The 19,265-nt window shown below is 40.2% G+C and carries 16 protein-coding genes; 9 read left to right on the top strand and 7 right to left on the bottom strand.

What is annotated here, in order from left to right:
• Positions 1–5: 5 nt before the first annotated feature.
• On the top strand, positions 6–1,016 hold the full coding sequence (gene amrS, locus N2257_02260) for an AmmeMemoRadiSam system radical SAM enzyme (GenBank protein ID MCX7793219.1): 1,011 nt from the start codon (positions 6–8) through the stop codon (positions 1,014–1,016).
• A 5-nt stretch (positions 1,017–1,021) separates the two neighbouring features.
• Here amrS and N2257_02255 read toward each other — a convergent pair whose 3' ends face one another.
• The 3 genes from N2257_02255 to N2257_02245 all read right to left on the bottom strand — a co-directional run bounded on the left by N2257_02255 (position 1,022) and on the right by N2257_02245 (position 3,938).
• Positions 1,022–1,888, bottom strand: coding sequence for a cation diffusion facilitator family transporter (locus tag N2257_02255; GenBank protein MCX7793218.1), 867 nt, complete (start codon positions 1,886–1,888; stop codon positions 1,022–1,024).
• A gap of 39 nt (positions 1,889–1,927) precedes the next feature.
• Positions 1,928–2,233, bottom strand: coding sequence for a cytochrome c3 family protein (locus N2257_02250; GenBank protein MCX7793217.1), 306 nt, complete (start codon positions 2,231–2,233; stop codon positions 1,928–1,930).
• 166 nt (positions 2,234–2,399) lie between these two features.
• The gene (locus tag N2257_02245) at positions 2,400–3,938 is read right to left on the bottom strand and encodes a GAF domain-containing protein (protein ID MCX7793216.1); all 1,539 of its coding nucleotides are present in this window, start codon (positions 3,936–3,938) and stop codon (positions 2,400–2,402) included.
• Positions 3,939–4,017: 79 nt separating this feature from the next.
• On the opposite strand from N2257_02245, the gene N2257_02240 reads away from it, so the two are divergent.
• The 8 genes from N2257_02240 to N2257_02205 all read left to right on the top strand — a co-directional run bounded on the left by N2257_02240 (position 4,018) and on the right by N2257_02205 (position 12,777).
• A complete protein-coding gene (locus N2257_02240) occupies positions 4,018–6,378 on the top strand; it encodes a tetratricopeptide repeat protein (protein MCX7793215.1) in 2,361 nt (786 codons plus the stop codon).
• Between the two features lie 133 nt (positions 6,379–6,511).
• Complete coding sequence (locus tag N2257_02235) at positions 6,512–6,721, top strand: DUF3553 domain-containing protein (protein ID MCX7793214.1); 210 nt, start codon at positions 6,512–6,514, stop codon at positions 6,719–6,721.
• Positions 6,722–6,861: 140 nt separating this feature from the next.
• On the top strand, positions 6,862–8,088 hold the full coding sequence (locus tag N2257_02230) for an aspartate kinase (protein MCX7793213.1): 1,227 nt from the start codon (positions 6,862–6,864) through the stop codon (positions 8,086–8,088).
• Positions 8,085–9,653 carry a citramalate synthase gene (gene cimA, locus N2257_02225; protein MCX7793212.1) on the top strand — a complete coding sequence of 523 codons (1,569 nt, stop codon included), beginning with the start codon at positions 8,085–8,087 and terminating at the stop codon, positions 9,651–9,653. Before N2257_02230 ends, cimA begins: the two co-directional genes overlap by 4 nt.
• A gap of 23 nt (positions 9,654–9,676) precedes the next feature.
• Positions 9,677–10,219 carry a dCTP deaminase gene (gene dcd / locus N2257_02220; protein ID MCX7793211.1) on the top strand — a complete coding sequence of 181 codons (543 nt, stop codon included), beginning with the start codon at positions 9,677–9,679 and terminating at the stop codon, positions 10,217–10,219.
• Position 10,220: 1 nt separating this feature from the next.
• Positions 10,221–10,943: an orotidine-5'-phosphate decarboxylase gene (gene pyrF / locus N2257_02215; protein MCX7793210.1), complete on the top strand. Its 723-nt coding sequence runs from the start codon at positions 10,221–10,223 to the stop codon at positions 10,941–10,943.
• On the top strand, positions 10,940–11,701 hold the full coding sequence (locus tag N2257_02210) for an aminotransferase class IV (protein ID MCX7793209.1): 762 nt from the start codon (positions 10,940–10,942) through the stop codon (positions 11,699–11,701). The genes pyrF and N2257_02210 overlap by 4 nt, the downstream gene beginning before the upstream one ends.
• Positions 11,692–12,777 (top strand): anthranilate synthase component I family protein, encoded by a 1,086-nt coding sequence (locus N2257_02205; GenBank protein ID MCX7793208.1) that lies wholly within the window; start codon positions 11,692–11,694, stop codon positions 12,775–12,777. The genes N2257_02210 and N2257_02205 overlap by 10 nt, the downstream gene beginning before the upstream one ends.
• A gap of 32 nt (positions 12,778–12,809) precedes the next feature.
• Here the strand turns inward: N2257_02205 and N2257_02200 are convergent, their stop codons facing one another.
• From N2257_02200 to secA, 4 genes are read right to left on the bottom strand one after another with little or no spacing between them, the layout of a single operon-like run.
• The gene (locus N2257_02200) at positions 12,810–14,006 is read right to left on the bottom strand and encodes a cation:proton antiporter (GenBank protein MCX7793207.1); all 1,197 of its coding nucleotides are present in this window, start codon (positions 14,004–14,006) and stop codon (positions 12,810–12,812) included.
• Positions 14,007–14,008: 2 nt separating this feature from the next.
• On the bottom strand, positions 14,009–14,947 hold the full coding sequence (locus N2257_02195; protein MCX7793206.1) for a GTPase domain-containing protein: 939 nt from the start codon (positions 14,945–14,947) through the stop codon (positions 14,009–14,011).
• Positions 14,947–16,347 (bottom strand): sensor domain-containing diguanylate cyclase, encoded by a 1,401-nt coding sequence (locus N2257_02190; protein ID MCX7793205.1) that lies wholly within the window; start codon positions 16,345–16,347, stop codon positions 14,947–14,949. Before N2257_02190 ends, N2257_02195 begins: the two co-directional genes overlap by 1 nt.
• The gene (gene secA, locus N2257_02185) at positions 16,340–19,021 is read right to left on the bottom strand and encodes a preprotein translocase subunit SecA (protein ID MCX7793204.1); all 2,682 of its coding nucleotides are present in this window, start codon (positions 19,019–19,021) and stop codon (positions 16,340–16,342) included. The genes N2257_02190 and secA overlap by 8 nt, the downstream gene beginning before the upstream one ends.
• Positions 19,022–19,265 lie beyond the last annotated feature (244 nt).

The raw sequence follows: 19,265 nt of genomic DNA, 5'->3' as shown, positions 1-19,265 counted from the left end.
ATCTTATGAAAGAAGCAATGTTTTATGAACGGCTTAAGGAAAATAAGGTAAGGTGCTTTCTCTGTACTCATAACTGCACCATCTCGCCGGGTAAAAGGGGCATATGCGCTGTCAGGGAAAATATAGATGGAAAACTTTATAGTCTAGTGTACGGTAAGGTGATAGCAAGACACATTGATCCTATAGAGAAAAAACCTCTTTTTCATTTCCATCCTGGTTCCAGATCCTATTCTATAGCTACAGTTGGATGCAATTTCAAATGCCTGCACTGCCAGAATTATGAGATATCCCAGTATCCTAAGGTCTATAAAGATATACCTGGAGAGGAGCTTACACCTGAGGAGATCGTCAGAGAGGCAGAAATTCATGGATGTGAGAGTATTTCCTACACCTATACAGAACCAACAGTATTCTTTGAATTTGCCTACGACTGTGCAAGACTGGCAAAGCAAAAGGGTATAAAGAATGTCTTTGTGAGCAACGGATATACCTCTCCTGAAGCAATAAAAGAAATTGCTCCTTATCTTGATGGAAATAATATTGATCTTAAAGGAGATGATAATTTTTACAGGAAAATAGCAGGCGCAAAGTTAGAGCCTGTGCTGAATACAATAAGACTTATGAAAGAGCTGGGTGTGTGGGTGGAGATTACAACCCTTATAATTCCAGGTCTTAATGATTCAGAGGAATTTCTAAGATGGGTTGCTGAGTTCATAAAATCAATAGACCCAGGTATACCCTGGCACGTCACACAGTTTTATCCAACATACCAGATGCTTGATAGGCCCCGCACACCTGTAAACACCCTTAGAAAAGCAAGGGAGATAGGTCTTAATGCTGGACTTAAATATGTCTACGAGGGCAATGTTCCTGGAGAAGGAGGAGAGAATACCTATTGTCCCAGCTGTAAGGAATTATTAATACATAGATATGGTTTTTCCCTTTTAAAGATAAATATGAAGAACTCAAGATGTCTTAAATGCAATACTCTAATAGATGGCATAGGTATGCCTTGAGAAGCTTATAACTTGCAGTAAAGTTGTGCCTCTTCACATTCTTTACACTCAAACTGTATAATTATGTGAGATATCCCTCTGTCTTTTAATCTTTTCTCTATCTCTTTTCTTAGACACTCCAGTTCGCTCAGTTTCTGATCCTTTACATAGACATGACATGAAAAGGCAATCTGTCCTTTTGTAATTGCCCAGAGATGGACATCATGGATGTCAAGGACTCCTGATATATTTTTTATATCACTCACAATCTCTTCTGGTTCAAATCCGGGAGGTGTTAGTTCAAGAAATATGTGGAGTGCCTCTTTAATAACCCTTAATCCGCCAAAGATTATTATAATACCTATTAATATGCCTGTTAAGGGATCAACAATCCTCCATCCAGTAAGATGGATCAGCAGGCCGGAGATTATTACGGCTATTGATGATAATGTATCTCCCAACACATGAAGCAAGGCACTTTTTATATTAAGATCCTCATGCCCTTTTCCAAGAATCAATGTCATCGACAGATTTCCTAACAGTCCCAGAAATGCAACAGGAAGCATTATGTAGAGCTCTATATCCTGGGGATTGAGAAATCTTCTATAAGATTCATAAAAAATATAGATAGAAATTCCCACAAGACTAACACCATTTATCACTGCTGCTATCAGTCCGAATCTATGATAACCGTAGGTTGCTCTGAAGTCAGAAGGTCTCTTTGCTATTTCGGCTGCTATGAGGCTTAATCCTATGGCAAAGGTATCTGTAAGGACATGACCGGCATCACTTAGAAGTGCAAGGCTGTTACTGAGCAGGCCACCGGTGCATTCGGCAAGAAATATTGAAGCAGATATAAAAAAGGTTTTTTTTAGTCTTCCTGAGAGGTCCATTAATAATTAAAAAGGGCCTCCCGAAGGAGGCCCCGAGGATTACTTTTTGTGGCACTTTGCACAGTTATCCTTGCTGCCGAAAGCTTTTGTACCGTTATGACATTCGAAGCAGAATTTTCCGCCTTCATGATCAGCCACTGTCATTTTTACACCTTTTTTCATCTGGAAGATCTTTGGGTGGCAGTCCGCGCATTTCGCACCTTTGTCTGCATGAGCTTTTCCATCAAAAATAACTTTACCGGCAGTACCTCCAGCATATTCGATATTCTTGCCAGGTGGTGTAGCAAGGGCTAAACCTGCGAAGGCTATGATTACGAGCATTGCAATAACTGCTATAATTCTCATTTTTTCTTCACCCCCTTTCTTTTAAGATTCAGAAACATAAAAAGCTTAATACAGTATGTTAAGGTCTGTCAAGACCGCAAATTTATTTTATTAGCATTAATTATGCCAGAATGAAGTGATCAAAGAGAACAGTAGCGGTATTTTACCTGTTGTTAAGTCACTTCTCTTAAAGTAAAGGTTTTTTATTGTAAAACCTTGCATTATCAATAGCAATTCCGCATACCTCTGCAAGAGATGCAGCAAAATTTATCTCTTCTTCAGAGAACTGCCTCTGAACATCTGTCAGAAGTCTGAGAATACCTATAACCTTGCCCCTGGCAATGATTGGTAGTGTTAGCATGCTTTTTATCCCCTCCTCTTCAGCTTCTTTTTGATATTTTACCCTTGGATCAACCGTGACATCGGATATCGCAACAGGTTTTGCTTGAAGTGCTTCTTTTACATTTTCTTCAAGGTCTACAGGACCTCGTTCAAGATACCTTCTGCTTAATCCATGAGATGCAACAAGTATTAGTTTTGAGCCATCTTCAGTTAAGAGTCTTATCGTTGCGGCCCTTAGACCCATTACAGCTGGTAATTTTTTAACAATTGTATCGAGAACATCCTGGAGTTCTAGCTTTGATGTTACAGCCTTTGTGACCTCTTCAAATACCCTCAGATATTCCTTCGCCTTAGTAAGGGAAAGTTCAAAAGTCCTGGCATTTACTATTGCAATAGATGCCTGTACGGCAATAGCCGGTATGAATCTCAGATCTTCCTCTAGATATAGTACAGGTTCTGAGGTATAAAGTCTCAGTACACCAAGAATCTCCTTACCGGCTTTTACTGGAACAGAGATAATGCTTTTTATACCCTCTTGCTCTGCCTCTTTTCTGTATCTTGCCTGTTCATCGCGAGTGATATCATAAATTGATATTGTTTTACCCTGTAACGACTCCTTTATGGTCTGGTCAAAATCCACCGGACCTTTATTTATGTACTTTTCAGACAATCCATAATGTGCTGCCACCTCAAGTCTATTGGTCTCCTTATTGAGAAGCCTTAGCATGCAGGCCTTTACTTTTAGAACCTTCACAACATTTGTAACTATTAGATTTAGGACTTCCTTAAGTGAGAGACTGCTGCTTATTGCCCTGCATATATCCTGATAGCTTTCAAGGTAGACCTTTTTTTCAAATATCTTTTCTGCACAATCAGGGCAAATACCATGGGTGATGTTACCTGCTCCTGAGTTTATGAGATAACTTTCTATGCTTTCCCAGAAATCATCGCCTGTTCTTACCTTCTTGCACCATGCACAGATGGGAATAAGGCTCTGGCGCCTTTTTTCTGAGAGATTTTTTTCAATTACTGATACCACCTGATTGAGATCTTTTATTATAGAAAGTACACCCCTTAATTTTTCACCCTTAAAAACTGGTCTGCACCTCTCCTCCACAGGAATCCTTTCACCAGCTGATATAATGTAAAGATTTTTTCTTACCTCTTTTTTAGTCTGGTAGCATAGGAAGGCTGGAAACTCATAGAGTTCCAGGGCGTGACCCGCCTCATCCTGATATCTAATTAGATCACTTTTAAGCTCTTTTCCAACTACATTTTTTGAACCGGTTAGCCTTTCAAACTCAGGATTTGCGTATCTTATCCTAAGATCGTCATCAATAAAATAGAGCCCTTCTGGAAGAAAGTCTGGTAACTTCTTTATCATAATTAATTATGCAGATTAAGATATAAAACTTTCAAGAAGCACTTTTAAGAATGATCGCATATGTGATATATTATAAAAAATGGATAAATCAGGTATTATAAAGGAAGCGCAGAGACATCTAGCGAAAGGCCAGATAGATAAAGCCATCTCTGAGTTTGAAAAGCTGCTGGATTTAGAAGATGGTAATATCTACAATATGCTCGGAGATCTTTATCTCAAAAAAGGAGATACAAGAAAAGCAGTCGATATATACCATCGCGGTGCCAGAATATACAGAGATCAGGGTTTTTACGATAAGGCTAAAGCAATTTATAAAAAATTACTCAATCTAAATCCTTCCGATTACAGGGCTACCATCGCCCTTGGTGAGCTGAGCGAGGAAAAGGGTTTAACGCCGGAGGCAATTAAGTATTATCTAGTTGCTGCTGATATGCTCGCCAGGGAAAAAAAGAGAGATGAGCTTGCTAATGTTTATCAGAGAATTCTTAACCTCTCCCCCTCCAATCTTCAGATGAGGATAAAGGTGGCCGACCTTTTTTATAAAGAGGGTCTATCTGGTGAGGCAGCGAAGCAGTACAGTGTAATAGGAAGGCTTTATCAGGATTCAGGTGATCTTAACAAAGCAAGGGATTATTATGAGAAAGCAATATCCATTAATCCTTCTGAGAGAGGTGCAAATCTCGGTCTTTCAGAGATTTACCAGAAACAGGGTAATTACCGTGGTGCGATTGAAACCCTGAAGAGGTTGCTTGAAACCTCACCTGATGATGTGAATCTTCTCACCCAGTATGTGAATGTCCTTGTAGAAGGTGGCAATGTATCATTAGCCGAAGGTGAACTGAAGAAGCTTATAGAACTTGATCCTTCAAATGTTATTGCGAAAAAGTATCTGGCAAATCTTTATCTTAAACAGGACCGCAAGGAAGAGGCATGGAATCTCATATATCCATCACTTGACCAGATAATCTCTTTTGACAGAAATGGAATAATATCAATTCTTGAAGAACTTAAAGATATAGAGCCAGCAGAATGCACGAGAAAATTAATTGTTATATACAGAGACACAGGAAATATTGATAAAGCCTTTGAGGAGCTTGTAAATCTTGGTGATTTTTATTTAAGTTCTGGCATGACTGCGGAGGCTTTAAATTGTTATAGAGAGGCCCAGACCATCAGGCCCGATGATCCTTATGTAAGGACAAAACTACTTGAGATTGAGACACCTTCAGAGGAGGTTGAGGTTATTAAAGTCAGGACAGAAGAGAAGGGTTTTGAAGAACTTCTTCAGGAGGCTGATATATACCTTAAATTTGGAGTATATGAAGAGGCAAGAAAGAGGCTGGAGGCACTTAAAGTTCAGTATCCTCAGGAACCTGAGGTGCATCTGAAACTCAAACAGCTTTACATAGAGATCGGTGATAGAGAAATGGCTGTAACAGAATGTCTTGCCCTAAGTGAGATATATAGAAGGCAGGGTATGATGGATGAGGCAGAGGAATACAGGAGAGAGGCCCTTTCTATTAATCCTGATGATCCAAGACTGGTGGTATTCACAGAGTCTATCGGAACAGGAAGTCCGGAGCTGGAAGAAGAGATTTCTAAAGAAAGTCTTGCTGAAAGAGTAGAAAGAGAAAAGCCTTTAAGGGATGAATATATCGAAGCCTTCACTGAGGCAGAGTTTTATGAAAAACAGGGTCTAATGGATGAAGCTCTTAAGCTTTACAGAAAACTGCAGAACATTTTTCCGGAAGATGAGGAAATTGCGGAAAAGATTGAAAGTCTCCTCAGGATGCAGAGCTCTTTTAAGCCCGGGATTAAGGAAGAGTCTTCTATTTCTGCACCATCCCTTTCTCAAGAGCTTGAGCCCGAGCTTATAAATCTGACAGAGGCTTTATTACCAGAAGAAATTATTGAAGAGAAAGAACCAGAGCTTACAGATTCAGTAATGGATATATTTGAAGAGTTTAAAAAGGGTCTCGAGGCTCAGGTTAAGGAAGAGGATTCTGAGACTCATTACAATCTTGGTATTGCCTATAAGGAGATGGGTTTTATAGATGATGCAATAAAAGAATTTCAGCTTTCAAGGAGAGATCCTGCACGGTTCATACCATCCATGAGCATGCTTGCCCTTTGTTATAAAGAGAAAGGTTTCAATAAACTTGCAATAGAGACCCTTGAGGAGGCTTTAAGAGGGCTTGACAGAAAGGCAGAGGAATATCTTGCCATGAAATACGAGCTTGCTGATGTTTATGAGAAGGATGGTGATACTGAAAAGGCCTATGATTTATTCATGGAAGTTTACGGTATAGATTCTTCCTTCAGGGATGTATCAAAGAGAATAGAAAGCTTAAAAAGAACTACCAGAAAAAATCCTTTCCAGGAAAAGCCTTCCTCTCCTGATTCTGATAGAAAGAAAAAAGACAGGATCTCATATATCTGAAGCTTTCGGTTTCAAAAGTTTGATATCCATAATTCTAATCTAAAGGGATGCTCTAAACTCAAGAACATATTGCTCCATTTTCAGGTATAGCGTTTAGTCTCTCTGTTATGGTATTTTTAAGAAGGAGGATTATTTGAGACTGTACCTTAGAGTTGGAGACAGGGTAAGACACAGAAAGAATCATGAATGGGGTGTCGGAGAGGTCATTGAAGAAAGACATTCTATTCTCGAAGGTGGATTCTGCTTTGTTAGAATCATTTTTGAAGATGGTATAGAGCGGACTTTCATAAATGACCTCGATAACGAGCTCTGCTGCTACTATTATGGAATTATCTTGATTTAAGATTTTTATCCTTTTCGGAATTATAAACTTTTTACATCCTCCTCTTAACACAATTAGGCAAGGGATGGCTTAAGGTGTTTATCTATCTGGATTAATTTATTGTAAAATAGATAAAACTCTTTTAAAAGGAGAACGTGAATATGCTCATTGTCCAGAAGTATGGCGGAACATCTGTTGCCAGTGTTGAAAGGATAAAGTCGGTGGCCAGGCGAGTGGTTAGAACTGCCGATGAGGGACACAGGATTGTTGTGGTTGTCTCCGCAATGGCTGGTGAGACAGACAAGCTCATAAAACTTGCCCATGAGGTCTCTGATTCTCCAAGTGATAGAGAGATGGATCTCCTGCTTTCATCCGGTGAGAGGATAACCACTGCCCTAACAGCTATGGCTATCCAGGCGCTAGGTAAAAAAGCTATCGCACTAACAGGAAGACAGATGGGTATCATAACAGAGCCGGTTCACACAAAGGCAAGGATTGAAAGAATTGAGGCAGACAGGGCAAAAAAGGCCCTTGACGAGGGTTATATAGTGGTCGTTGCTGGATTCCAAGGGATAACCGAGAACGATGATGTTACCACACTTGGAAGAGGTGGTTCTGACCTAACTGCTGTAGCTATTGCTGCTGCACTCAATGCAGACCTCTGTGAGATATACACAGATGTTGATGGAGTTTACACAACTGATCCAAATATAGTTCCTGAGGCAAGGAAGCTTGACAGAATTTCCTATGAAGAGATGCTTGAACTTGCAAGTCTCGGAGCAAAGGTGCTCCAGACAAGATCTGTGGAGTTTGCCATGAAATACAATGTGCCTGTTGTAGTTAGGTCAAGTTTTAACGACAATCCTGGGACACTTGTAACAAAGGAGGATAAAGATATGGAAAAGGTTGTGGTATCAGGCGTTGCCTATGACAAGAATCAATCAAAGATTACTATTAAGGCTGTTCCTGACAGACCAGGTATTGCAGCAAAACTTTTTAAAGCAATAGCAGATGCCAATATAGTTGTAGACATGATTGTTCAGAATGTATCAAGTGATGGAAAGGCAGCAGATATTTCCTTTACCGTACCCAAAACAGATGCTAAAAAAGCACTAGCCATAACTGAGGGTATAGCAAAGGAGCTGGGTGCACAGGGCGTTGATATGAGAGAGGATATCGCAAAGGTCTCTATTGTGGGAGTTGGTATGAGAACACATTCTGGTGTAGCGGCAAAGATGTTTGAGACATTAGCAAATCATGGTATAAATATAATGGCAATAAGTACATCAGAAATAAAGGTCTCCTGTCTTATTGAAGCAAAATATACAGAGCTTGCTGTAAGGGTTCTACATGAAGCCTTTGAGCTAGGAAAGGCAGCGAACCTATGAAGAGGATTGAGATATACGATACAACTCTCAGAGACGGTGCACAATCTGAGGATGTATCCTTTTCTGTAGAAGATAAGCTCCGTATTACTGAGAAGCTTGATGAATTCGGAATTCCTTTTATTGAAGGTGGCTGGCCCGGTTCTAATCCCAGAGAGACAGAGTTTTTCAAAAAGGCAAAGAAGCTTAAATTGAAGAATTCAAAGCTCGTTGCCTTTGGAAGTACCTGCAGACCAAGGCACAGACCATCTGAGGATGCCCTTATGAAGGAGCTTCTTGAGGCTTCCACTGAGGTCATTACCATATTTGGGAAAACCTGGGATTTCCATGTAAAGGAGGCACTGAGGTGCACTTTAGATGAGAATCTGAAACTCATTTTTGATTCAATAAGCTATCTTAAAAAAAGGGTGCCACTTGTATTTTTTGATGCAGAACATTTCTTTGATGGATATAAGAGGAATCCTGATTATGCTCTTAAATGTATTAAGGAAGCAGAATCTGCGGGAGCAGACAGGATTATACTGTGCGATACAAATGGAGGCAGCCTTCCTGGTGAGATAGCAGAGATCGTAAGGGCTGTTAAGAAAGAGATAAAAATACCTATTGGAATTCATGCCCATAATGATTCTGACTGTGCTGTCTCCAACTCAATTATTGCTGTTCAGGAAGGAGCAGTACAGGTTCAGGGAACGATAAACGGACTTGGTGAAAGGTGCGGAAATGCCAATCTCTGCTCCGTAATACCCAATCTCCAGATAAAGCTTGGCTACAGATGTCTTTCTGATGAAAACCTCAGAAAACTAAGGGATGTCTCAAGATTTGTCAACGAGATAGCCAATTTGAGACATTTCAAGCGTCAGCCCTTTGTTGGAGACAGCGCTTTTGCTCATAAGGCCGGGGTTCATGTAAGTGCCATACTAAAGAATCCTGAGACCTATGAACATATAAGGCCAGAGCTTGTTGGAAATTCTCAGAGGGTGCTTCTCAGTGACCTGGCAGGAAAGAGCAATATTATAAGAAAGGCACAGGAATTCGGCATAAGGCTTAATACTGATTCACCTGAATTGAAAGACCTCCTATCAACACTCAAGGAGCTTGAGAATCAGGGATTCCAGTTTGAGGCAGCAGAGGCATCCTTTGAACTCCTTATGAAAAAGCATCTCGGGCTTTACAGAAAATTTTTTGAACTACTTGGATTCAGGGTAATAGTGGAGAAGAGAAAGGATGGAAGTGAACCCTTCAGCGAGGCAACCATAATGGTTAAAGTAGCCGGTCATATAGAACATACAGCTGCAACAGGAGATGGACCGGTAAACGCCCTTGACAATGCTCTCAGAAAGGCGCTTGAGAGATTTTATCCAGCCCTAAAAAATGTAAAACTGCACGATTACAAGGTCAGGGTCCTACAGCCAGGAAAAGGAACCGCAGCTAAGGTGAGGGTCCTCATTGAATCAGGTGATGAGCATGAAAGATGGGGTACGGTAGGTGTATCAGAGAATATAATTGAGGCATCCTGGCAGGCCCTTGTTGATAGCATTGAATACAAACTTCTTAAGATAAAACAATAGCTTTTGGAGGATTCTTCATGGTTATGAACGACAGATGGATAAGGGAGATGGCTAAGAAAGGAATGATAGAACCCTTCAGCCCTGAACAGGTCAGAGAAGGGGTAATCTCTTATGGAATAAGCTCTTACGGTTATGACATGAGGATAGCTGATGAATTTAAGATATTCACAAACATAAATGCCACAGTTGTCGATCCAAAGAATTTTGATTCCAGAAGCCTTGTTGACTTCAAAGGTGATGTTTGCATAATACCTCCCAATTCTTTTGTTCTTGGATACTCTGTTGAGTACTTCAGAATTCCGAGGGATGTAATAGTAATATGTCTTGGAAAATCTACATACGCAAGGTGCGGTCTTGTGGTCAATGTCACACCCCTTGAGCCTGAATGGGAAGGGCATGTAACCATTGAGATATCAAATACAACACCTCTTCCAGCAAAGATTTATGCCAATGAAGGCATTGCACAGCTCATATTTCTTAAAGGGATAGAAGTCTGTGAAGTATCCTATGCCGACAAAACAGGTAAGTACCAGTCCCAGAAAGGTATAACACTTCCAAAGGTCTGATATGCTGGTTAAAGAGCGTATAATACTTGCCCTAGATACCTATGAGCCAGAATATGCCCTTCAACTTGTCGACAGATTTTCAGAGGATATAGAGATATTTAAGGTAGGACTTGAGTTATTTGCTGCAGGAGGACCGGATATTGTTCAGAACATAATAAAGAGAGGCAAAAAGGTCTTTCTTGACCTAAAGCTTCATGATATCCCAAATACTGTTAGCAGAACCGCTAAGATAGCTACAAGACTGGGAGTTTTTATGTTAAACATGCATGCATCAGGCGGTCTTGAGATGATGAGGCGGACAAGGGATACAGTCGTTGAAACCTGTCTTAAGGAAAATCTTCCGAGGCCAAGGTTAATAGGTGTAACCCTTCTTACGAGTTTGAGTCCCGAGGCTGTAAGAAACGAGCTCTGCATACCCCACAGCATACGTACCCATGTAAAACACCTTTCAAGGCTTGCCTTTAACGCTGGACTTGATGGTGTAGTGGCTTCAGGTCAGGAAATAGAAACTATAAAGAATCACTGCGGCAAAAATTTTCTTGTTGTTGTCCCTGGAATAAGAATGTCATGGAATCCACCTGATGATCAGAATAGGACTGTAACACCGCGAGAGGCGTTCAGGGCCGGAGCAGACTATATTGTTCTTGGCAGGGCTATAATGCGCGAGGAAGATCCGCTTAAGGCCTTGAGGCTTGTTCTTCTTGACCTGATGGCAACAGGATGATTGACCTCTCATCCATACCGTGGAGGACACTTCTTTATGGAGAAGGAGTCTTCGAGACCATCCTCTGGAGAGGAAAGACAGAAAAACTTCTGAGACACTATAGAAGACTGAGAAATTCAGCAGATTTTTTAAAGATTCCCTGTCCATCCTTTGAGGAGTTTTTTGAAAAAATAGAAAGAGAGACAGGCGGAAAAAGAGATCTTTATGTGAAATTCTGCCTTTTCTCTTCAGGAGATACCAGATATGATGTCCTTCCTGATAATTATAAAATTATGGTGATTGTAAAGCCATACAGAAGACTTAAGAACGTTAGGCTCACACTCTCTCCTTTCAGAAGGAATTCAAGAGATCCGCTTGTATATCACAAAACCATTAACTATCTTTTCAATATACTTGTAAAGAGAAAGGCAGTAACAGAGGGATTTGATGATGCTGTTATATTAAATGAAAGAGATGAAGTTACAGAATGTTCATCTTCAAATATTATAATAATAAAAGATGGAATTTTCATGACACCTGCCATTGAATGCGGGCTTCTCAGGGGAACCACATTGAGTGCATTGATGGAGAGATTTGATATAAAAGAGGTCAGAGCTGGCATTCAGGAGCTCATGGATGCTGATTTTCTAATAATTACAAACAGCATATCCGGTGCCGTTCCGGTTACAGGTTTTATGGACATTGAATTTCCGGTAGCCCATGAAATAATCGATGAGTTCAACAGGATAATTGAGGAGGAGAACAGGGAATGGTCCTGATTGTTAACGGAAGGTGGCTCGGTAAGAGTGGTGATACTTTTTACAGGCTCAGAGCAAAAAAAATATTTTTTTTGACAGATCTCGAAGAATTAAGAAGACTGCTTTTCAGGGGAAGAGAGTATTTTATAATTATTTCCTATGACCTTACATCTGAACTTCTTGATTTGAAGATAAAAAAATCTATTTTACCTCCAATAATACTTATAGAGATAGGTGATCCTGAGGAGGTCCTGCCTGTTATATCACCTTATTTTTTAAATCTTCTTTCTCTTACACTTGAGGATCATGCTTTTAAGGAGAGGGTTATTAAGATTAAGGAACTGATTTCAGATGGTACAATTTACCAGATAAACCTTACCAATAGATTTGATTTTAAATTTAATGGAGCTCCTGAATCATTATTCTACAATTTTCATCTTAACCAGCCTGTTCCCTATTCATTTTACCTCCATACAGGAGATTTCTATATAATTTCAGGATCTATGGAGTTATTTCTTGAAAAGCAGGAAAAGGTCATCAGGAGCAAACCAATCAAGGGTACAGCCAGTTCAGCCCGGGAGCTTATTCATAGTGAAAAGGACAGGGCAGAAAACCTAATGATTACTGATATGATGAGAAATGACCTTGGCATGATTGCCGAACCCGGAAGCGTCAGGGTTACAGAGCTCTTTAAGATTACCGAATACCGTACCCTTTTTCAGATGCATTCAACAGTGGAGGCAGTTACAAAAAGCGATTTTATTAATATAATAAAGGCAACCTTTCCGCCTGCCTCTGTCACTGGTGCGCCTAAGAAAAAGGCTGTTGAGGTGATAGAGTGTCTTGAGCCACATCCAAGGAGTTATTACTGTGGCTGCGGTGGTATGCTCAGGTCAGATGGAGATTTTGTCCTCTCTGTCCTTATAAGGACTGCTATAGGTAGCAGTGATAGATTATCCTATTATACTGGCTGTGGAATTGTCTGGGATTCTGAGCCTGAAAAAGAGCTATCAGAACTTTATCTGAAGCTCAAGGCTTTTTACAGGCAAGAAATAATGCATTCAGAAAGACATTATCTAGCAGCCAGGGTCTCTTAATAAAATTTAAATTAAATTGTCTTAATTCAATTTTATTTCTCTCCTTTCATTGAATACCTTAATAATAATGGTGCAAATAAAGTTGTCAGGGCAACCACGAATACCATTACCGCATAAATGGTGTCGTCAAATATTCCACTTTTTTTACCAACCTCTGCAAATATTAAGCCAACCTCTCCTCTTGGAACCATTGCGATTCCGGTGGAAAGCTTTGCTTTGATCCCCCCTCTGACCCATATGCCGCTCAACATCTTGCCTGTAACTGCTCCAAGAGTAAGTAACAGGGCTATCTGCCAGAAGAGGGGAGATGTAAAGTCAATCACCTTTAAATTAATTGATGCACCAACTATTACAAAAAACACAGGTACAAAGAGGTCTATAATTGGCTTCATATTCACCTCTATTCTTTCTGCAAGCTCATGGCTGTAATGTTCTATTGTAGCACCAAGTGGAAGAAAGAATCTTCTTGCAAGGGCAATTCCTGCTGCAAATGAGCCGAGTATTTCAGGAGCTCCAACACCATGGGATATGACCGCGAGCCCGAGAATCAGGGAGACGATAATAGTTGGTATCATACCCTTTGTCCTGCTTATGGAGGAAAGTCTTGATATAACTGGAACAAGAAGCTTCGTAAACAAAGGTGCAATTAATAAAAAGACTGTAATGAATCCCATTACCTTTGCAGTATTGATAATCTCAATCTTTCCAGTGACAGCGAAATCATAAAGCACAGCCAGTATTATAACACCGGCAATATCATCGAGAACAGCGGCACCCAGAACGATCTTTGCAATCTTTGTATGTTGTTTTTTAAGATCAACAAGCACTCTAACAGTAATACCGATGCTTGTTGCCACCAGAGTTCCTCCGATAAAAAGAGATACAATAAATGGAAGATGAAAGATTTGATTGCTTATCCAGAAGCCGGCAAGGGCTGGCAGCAGTACACCCGTAAGAGCAACGAGCGATGATTGAAGACCTACTTTAACAAGTTGACCTACATCTGTTTCTAGTCCAACCTCAAAGAGAAGAAGAAGGATTCCTATTTCAGCAAGGAGATAAAATGTTGCATCAGGGACGATTATTCCAAGAAGGCTCGGCCCTATTATTATTCCTGCTACAACCTCTCCGAGAACAGTAGGAAGGTTCATTAAGGCGAATAACTCTGCAAATAGTTTTGCGCTGAGAAGAATTACAAGAAGTTTTAAGAAAAAATCTGATACATCCATGGTTAGAAAAATATACCCTTTTTTTCAAGTCTAGCCTTGCTCAGGATGTCATATACAGTTCTTAACTGGATTATCATATCCCTATGGGATTTATAAAGTTCTGAAAGATTTTTCTGTATCTGAATTAATTGACTCTCGATGCTTTCAGAAGTGAGAGCCTTTTGATTTTTTTCAATGACTATCTTTTCAATCTTTTCTATCCTCTCAGACAGTCTTTTGAGTTCTGTATAAATATCTTCTATTATGGAATGGGAATCAATCGCTGGGGCTCTTTTCTCTTCAGTAAGAGCTGGACCTTCTTTTGCTTGTACTGGCGGAGTTACTTCTATAATTCCGGCCTCTTTCATTTTAATAGAGTATTTTTTTGAAAGGTGTTTAATGAGTAGTTCTGTTACCGCCTGAAAGGTCTCCTTGACACCAGTTCCATTAATTGCCACTGCTTCAATGTATGGATACCATCTAAGATTTAGGTCATTATTAAGTTCCTGAACCGATAATATATCTGGCAGGTCTCTTTTATTGTACTGAAGGACAACTGGAATATCATCAGGGTCAATATTATTTTCAATAAGATTCTCCCTCATGTTCTGGAAGCTTTCTATGTTCTGTTCTCTCATCTGCCGCTGGGAGTCAGCAACAAACACAACTGCATCAGCACCCTTAAGGACCAGCTTTCTTGTTGAGTTATATCTTACCTGTCCTGGAACTGTATAGAGCTGAAATCTGAGGGTAAAATCTTTTATTCTGCCAAGTTCTATTGGAAGAAAGTCAAAGAAAAGCGTCCTGTCTGCCTCTGTTGAAAGCGATATGAGCTTTCCCACCGATTCAGGTGAGAAGGATTTATGGAGGACCTCAAGATTCGTGGTTTTACCACTTAACCCGGGACCGTAATAGACAATCTTGAGGATGATCTCCTTTGTAGCGTAATTGAATAGGGCCATCAGATTATTGCATAAACTCCGTTTCTCGTCGTGTTTTTAATCCGGTACATTGCTTCATCAGCAAGTCTGAGAAGTTCCTCTTTTGTTTTTGCACTCTCGGGATAGGAGGCAACTCCAAAGCTAGCTGTGACTTTTATAAAATAACCATCCTTTCTTAAAAAGATGTTCTGTTCAATGTTTTTTCTGAGTCTTTCTGTTATCCTTGCAGCAGCATCAGGCGGTGTCTGAGGAAGGACTATTACATATTCATCTCCACCGTACCTGGCAACAATATCCGCTGACCTTAAATGCTTTAAAAGAAGCTGGGCAATTTCCACAAGGAGCTTGCTTCCAACAAGATGTCCGTATGTATCATTTATCTGTTTGAAGTGATCAACATCCATAAATATAAGAGAAAGCGATGTCTTATATCTATCACACCTGTATATTTCTGTATCAAGGGTTCTGTGTAGATATCTTGTATTGAATAATTTTGTGAGGTCATCTGTTATGACAAGCTCTGCCATTTTCTGATAGAGGGTTGCTCTCTCAATCGCAAGAGCAGCATGGTCAACGAGTTTGAGCATAAAATCAAGATCATCCTTTGTGAATGGTTTTTCCTTGTTCTTGCTGACAAGTTCTATGACACCAATGCATTTATCTTTACTTATGATTGGCACACATAGTAGAGATCTTATCCTGAAGTGAATAACCTTATCAATTCTGCAGGAGAATCTGCTATCCTTGGATACATCTGGAACTATTACAGGCACTCTTTCCCTTGCAACCCATCCGGCTATTCCCTCACCCATTTTTACCCTCATCTGGTAAAGGTCCTTTTTTTTCTTTCCCTCAATATTTTTGAATATAAGCTCATTGCTTTCTTCATCCAGTAGAAGTACTGACCAGGCATCGGCACGGGTTATCTCCTTAGCCTTTTTCATAATGAATTTAAGCATCTCGTCAAGTTCCAGTGAAGAGGTCAGTATCTTGCTTATCTCTTCAAAAAACTGTAGTTCCCTTTTTGTACCTCTGTTTTCTGCTCTTAATAATTCATTCTCTTCATGAATATTTTTTATATTGATCAGGTTTTTCGAAACCTGAAGTAGAGTTTCTGGTTTAGGTATGTAAAGGGGAAAGGTGAAGGAGTGCCTTAGATGCTGGAGAATACCTTTCTGGTTGTTTTCATATAAAATTATTCTTGGTATGCTTCTTGTAAGATAATTAAATTTTCTATGGTGTGGATTTTTAATTTCTTCGCGGTCAATCACTATTAGTGTTGCATTGTTATTAGAGGAATTAAGAAATTTTAATGCAGTCTTTACATCTGTAAATCTCAGGACCTCCTGGCCTAGCTCCCGTAGAACCTGCCAGTAATCATCCCTTGAGGAATTTTTTCCTATGAGTATGATTTTACGCATTCACTCCACAGCATTTTTTGTACTTCTTTCCACTTCCGCAGGGACATGGATCATTTCTTCCTATCTTCTTAACATGTACCGGTTCCCTTGGCCCCCTTCCGTCATCTTTATTATAGCTCAGGCTGCTTGAAGCAAAAACAGGTCTTCTCAGGTTAATAGTTGGAGCCTTCTCTTCTTTCTTTATTTCTACCTTGAAGAGTCTTGTTAGGACTTCCCTGTTTATTCTTTCCTTGAGTTCTCCAAACATATGGAATGCTTCCCTTTTATACTCCACAAGGGGATCCCTCTGAGCATACCCCCTGAGTCCTATCCCTTCCTTAAGATGATCCATGGCAAGAAGATGATCCTTCCACTGACTGTCAACAACACTGAGAAGGAATACCTTTTCAAGATATCTCATGAATTCAGGGCCTATTTCCTGTTCCTTTCTATTGTAAAGTTCAAAGAGGGATTCAATTATCTGGTCTCTCATATTCTCAGATGGTTTAAGTTCTTCATTAAAGGAGAAGATACTCCAGAGATTATCCCTGAGACCTTTCAGATCCCATTCTTCAAAATGGGATTCAGAAGGACAGTAGAGGTTTATGAGTTCATCCACTGTATCTTCAATCATGCCCTGGATGTGATCCTTTAGATTGTCGCTTTCAAGTATCTCCCTTCTGAACCTGTATATCTCTGTCCTCTGTTTGTTGAGGACATCATCGTATTCAAGCAGGTGTTTTCTTATATCAAAATTATGTGCCTCAACCCTTTTCTGGGCATTCTCTATTGCTTTTGTGACAAGCCTGTTTTCAATTGGTATTGTTTCATCCATGCCGAGCCTATCCATCAGGCCAGAGATTCTATCCGAGGCAAAGATTCTCATTAGGTCATCTTCAAGGGATAGATAGAACCTTGATGAACCTGGATCACCCTGCCTTCCGGAACGGCCTCTGAGCTGGTTATCTATTCTCCTTGCCTCATGTCTTTCTGTTCCTATTATATGAAGCCCTCCAGCTTCTATAACCTTCTGCCTTTCCTCTGCACATATCTTCTCTGCCTTTTTTAAGGCCTCCTGAAATTCTTCGTCCGTCCAGTCGGATTTTTTCTCCCTGAGCCAGATCCTCGCAAGACCTTCAGGATTTCCACCGAGAATGATGTCCGTGCCTCGACCTGCCATATTTGTTGCAATGGTTACAGCACCAAGCCTTCCAGCCTGTGCAATTATTTCAGCCTCCTTTTCATGATACTTGGCATTCAATACAGAATGGGGTATCCCCCTTTTCTTCAGCATCTGGCTAAGTCGTTCTGATTTTTCTATTGATATTGTTCCTACTAGGACAGGCTGACCTCTTTTATGGCATTCCTCAATCTCTTTTACCACTGCATCAAACTTTGCCTTCTCGGTCTTATAAATAAGATCTGGATGGTCAACCCTTATCATCGGTTTATGGGTTGGTATTATAACCACATCAAGATTGTATATCTTGGCAAATTCCTCTGCCTCGGTATCAGCAGTACCTGTCATCCCAGCAAGCTTTTTATACATTCTGAAGTAGTTCTGGAATGTTATGGTTGCAAGGGTCTGGTTTTCGCTTTCAATCTTTAATCCCTCTTTTGCTTCAATAGCCTGGTGGAGACCATCTGACCAACGCCTTCCCGGCATGAGCCTACCTGTGAATTCATCAACTATAATAACCTTTCCATCCTTTACAACATAGTCCACATCTCTGTGAAAGAGGTGATGGGCCTTTAGTGCCTGTAGGACATGATGGACAAGATCTATATTTGATGGATCATAAAGATTATCAACACCCAGAAGCTTTTCAACCCTGTGGATTCCTGCCTCTGTCAGTATAACAGTTCTTGCCTTTTCATCAATCGTGAAGTCAAGGTCCTTCTGAAGTTTTCTTACAACTTTGTCAACATGGTAGTATTTCCCTGTTGATTCCTCTGAAGGTCCTGATATTATGAGTGGTGTCCTTGCTTCGTCTATTAGTATACTATCAACCTCATCCACTATTGCATAATGAAGCTCTCTCTGACAGTAGTCATTTATATCATATTTCATATTATCCCTTAGATAGTCAAAGCCGAACTCATTATTTGTGCCATAGGTTATGTCTGCCAGATAGGCCTCTTTTCTGGTGCAGGGTCTTAGCCTGTCAAATCTCTTGTCAGTGGAGCGATAATTGGGGTCATAGAGAAAGGAGGCGTCATGCTGAATCACACCTACAGAAAGTCCAAGAAAATTGTAAATCGGACCCATCCACTGGGCATCTCTTTTTGCAAGATAATCATTCACAGTAACGAGATGACAGCCCTTTCCCTCAAGAGCATTAAGATAAAGGGGAAGGGTTGCGACAAGGGTCTTACCCTCTCCGGTTTTCATCTCTGCTATCTTTCCTTCATGAAGCACTATACCTCCCAGGAGCTGTACATCAAAGTGTCTCATATTGATAGTTCTTTTTCCTGCCTCCCTTACAACAGCAAAGGCTTCAGGAAGGAGGTCATCAAGGGTCTCACCATTGATGAGTCGTTCTCTGAATTCATCGGTCTTCTTTCTGAGTTCGAGGTCGGAAAGAGCTGCTACAGCTGGTTCAAGGGAGTTTATTCTGTGGACAATAGGCCAGAGTCTTTTGAGCTCCCTCTCATTCTTGGTGCCAAAGATTTTTTTCAGTAAAAATCCAATCATTTTAATATAATAACATATCAGCAAAGGCTTTGACCGTCCCTAGGTTCATTTTCTAAGCTGAATCGCCTCTTTTTTTCATCGAAAAGTAAAGAAGGTTGCTTTATTCTTTATCAGTAATGGTGGTTTTAATATGTTTTTTTTCATAAAGACTCATGAACCTGAACCGGATATCCAGAGTGCAAATAAGATTATGATATTATTGGAAATATTTCTGAAACATTTCTAGCCTTGCCTTAGATTATTT

The organism is Thermodesulfovibrionales bacterium, from assembly GCA_026417875.1.
Lineage (GTDB): Bacteria > Nitrospirota > Thermodesulfovibrionia > Thermodesulfovibrionales > CALJEL01 > CALJEL01.
Note: the sequence above shows the minus strand (reverse complement) of the source record. Positions and strands in the feature narration are given on the sequence as shown.

Bases quoted from the DNA above. Each gene is read 5' to 3' on its own strand.
- N2257_02190 (MCX7793205.1), bottom strand. From the start codon at position 16,347: ATGCGTAAAATCATACTCATAGGAAAAAATTCCTCAAGGGATGATTAC.
- N2257_02210 (MCX7793209.1), top strand. From the start codon at position 10,940: ATGATTGACCTCTCATCCATACCGTGGAGGACACTTCTTTATGGAGAA.
- N2257_02230 (MCX7793213.1), top strand. From the start codon at position 6,862: ATGCTCATTGTCCAGAAGTATGGCGGAACATCTGTTGCCAGTGTTGAA.
- amrS (MCX7793219.1), top strand. From the start codon at position 6: ATGAAAGAAGCAATGTTTTATGAACGGCTTAAGGAAAATAAGGTAAGG.
- N2257_02200 (MCX7793207.1), bottom strand. From the start codon at position 14,006: ATGGATGTATCAGATTTTTTCTTAAAACTTCTTGTAATTCTTCTCAGC.
- N2257_02205 (MCX7793208.1), top strand. From the start codon at position 11,692: ATGGTCCTGATTGTTAACGGAAGGTGGCTCGGTAAGAGTGGTGATACT.
- pyrF (MCX7793210.1), top strand. From the start codon at position 10,221: ATGCTGGTTAAAGAGCGTATAATACTTGCCCTAGATACCTATGAGCCA.
- secA (MCX7793204.1), bottom strand. From the start codon at position 19,021: ATGATTGGATTTTTACTGAAAAAAATCTTTGGCACCAAGAATGAGAGG.
- dcd (MCX7793211.1), top strand. From the start codon at position 9,677: ATGAACGACAGATGGATAAGGGAGATGGCTAAGAAAGGAATGATAGAA.
- N2257_02245 (MCX7793216.1), bottom strand. From the start codon at position 3,938: ATGATAAAGAAGTTACCAGACTTTCTTCCAGAAGGGCTCTATTTTATT.
- N2257_02195 (MCX7793206.1), bottom strand. From the start codon at position 14,947: ATGGCCCTATTCAATTACGCTACAAAGGAGATCATCCTCAAGATTGTC.
- cimA (MCX7793212.1), top strand. From the start codon at position 8,085: ATGAAGAGGATTGAGATATACGATACAACTCTCAGAGACGGTGCACAA.
- N2257_02255 (MCX7793218.1), bottom strand. From the start codon at position 1,888: ATGGACCTCTCAGGAAGACTAAAAAAAACCTTTTTTATATCTGCTTCA.
- N2257_02240 (MCX7793215.1), top strand. From the start codon at position 4,018: ATGGATAAATCAGGTATTATAAAGGAAGCGCAGAGACATCTAGCGAAA.
- N2257_02250 (MCX7793217.1), bottom strand. From the start codon at position 2,233: ATGAGAATTATAGCAGTTATTGCAATGCTCGTAATCATAGCCTTCGCA.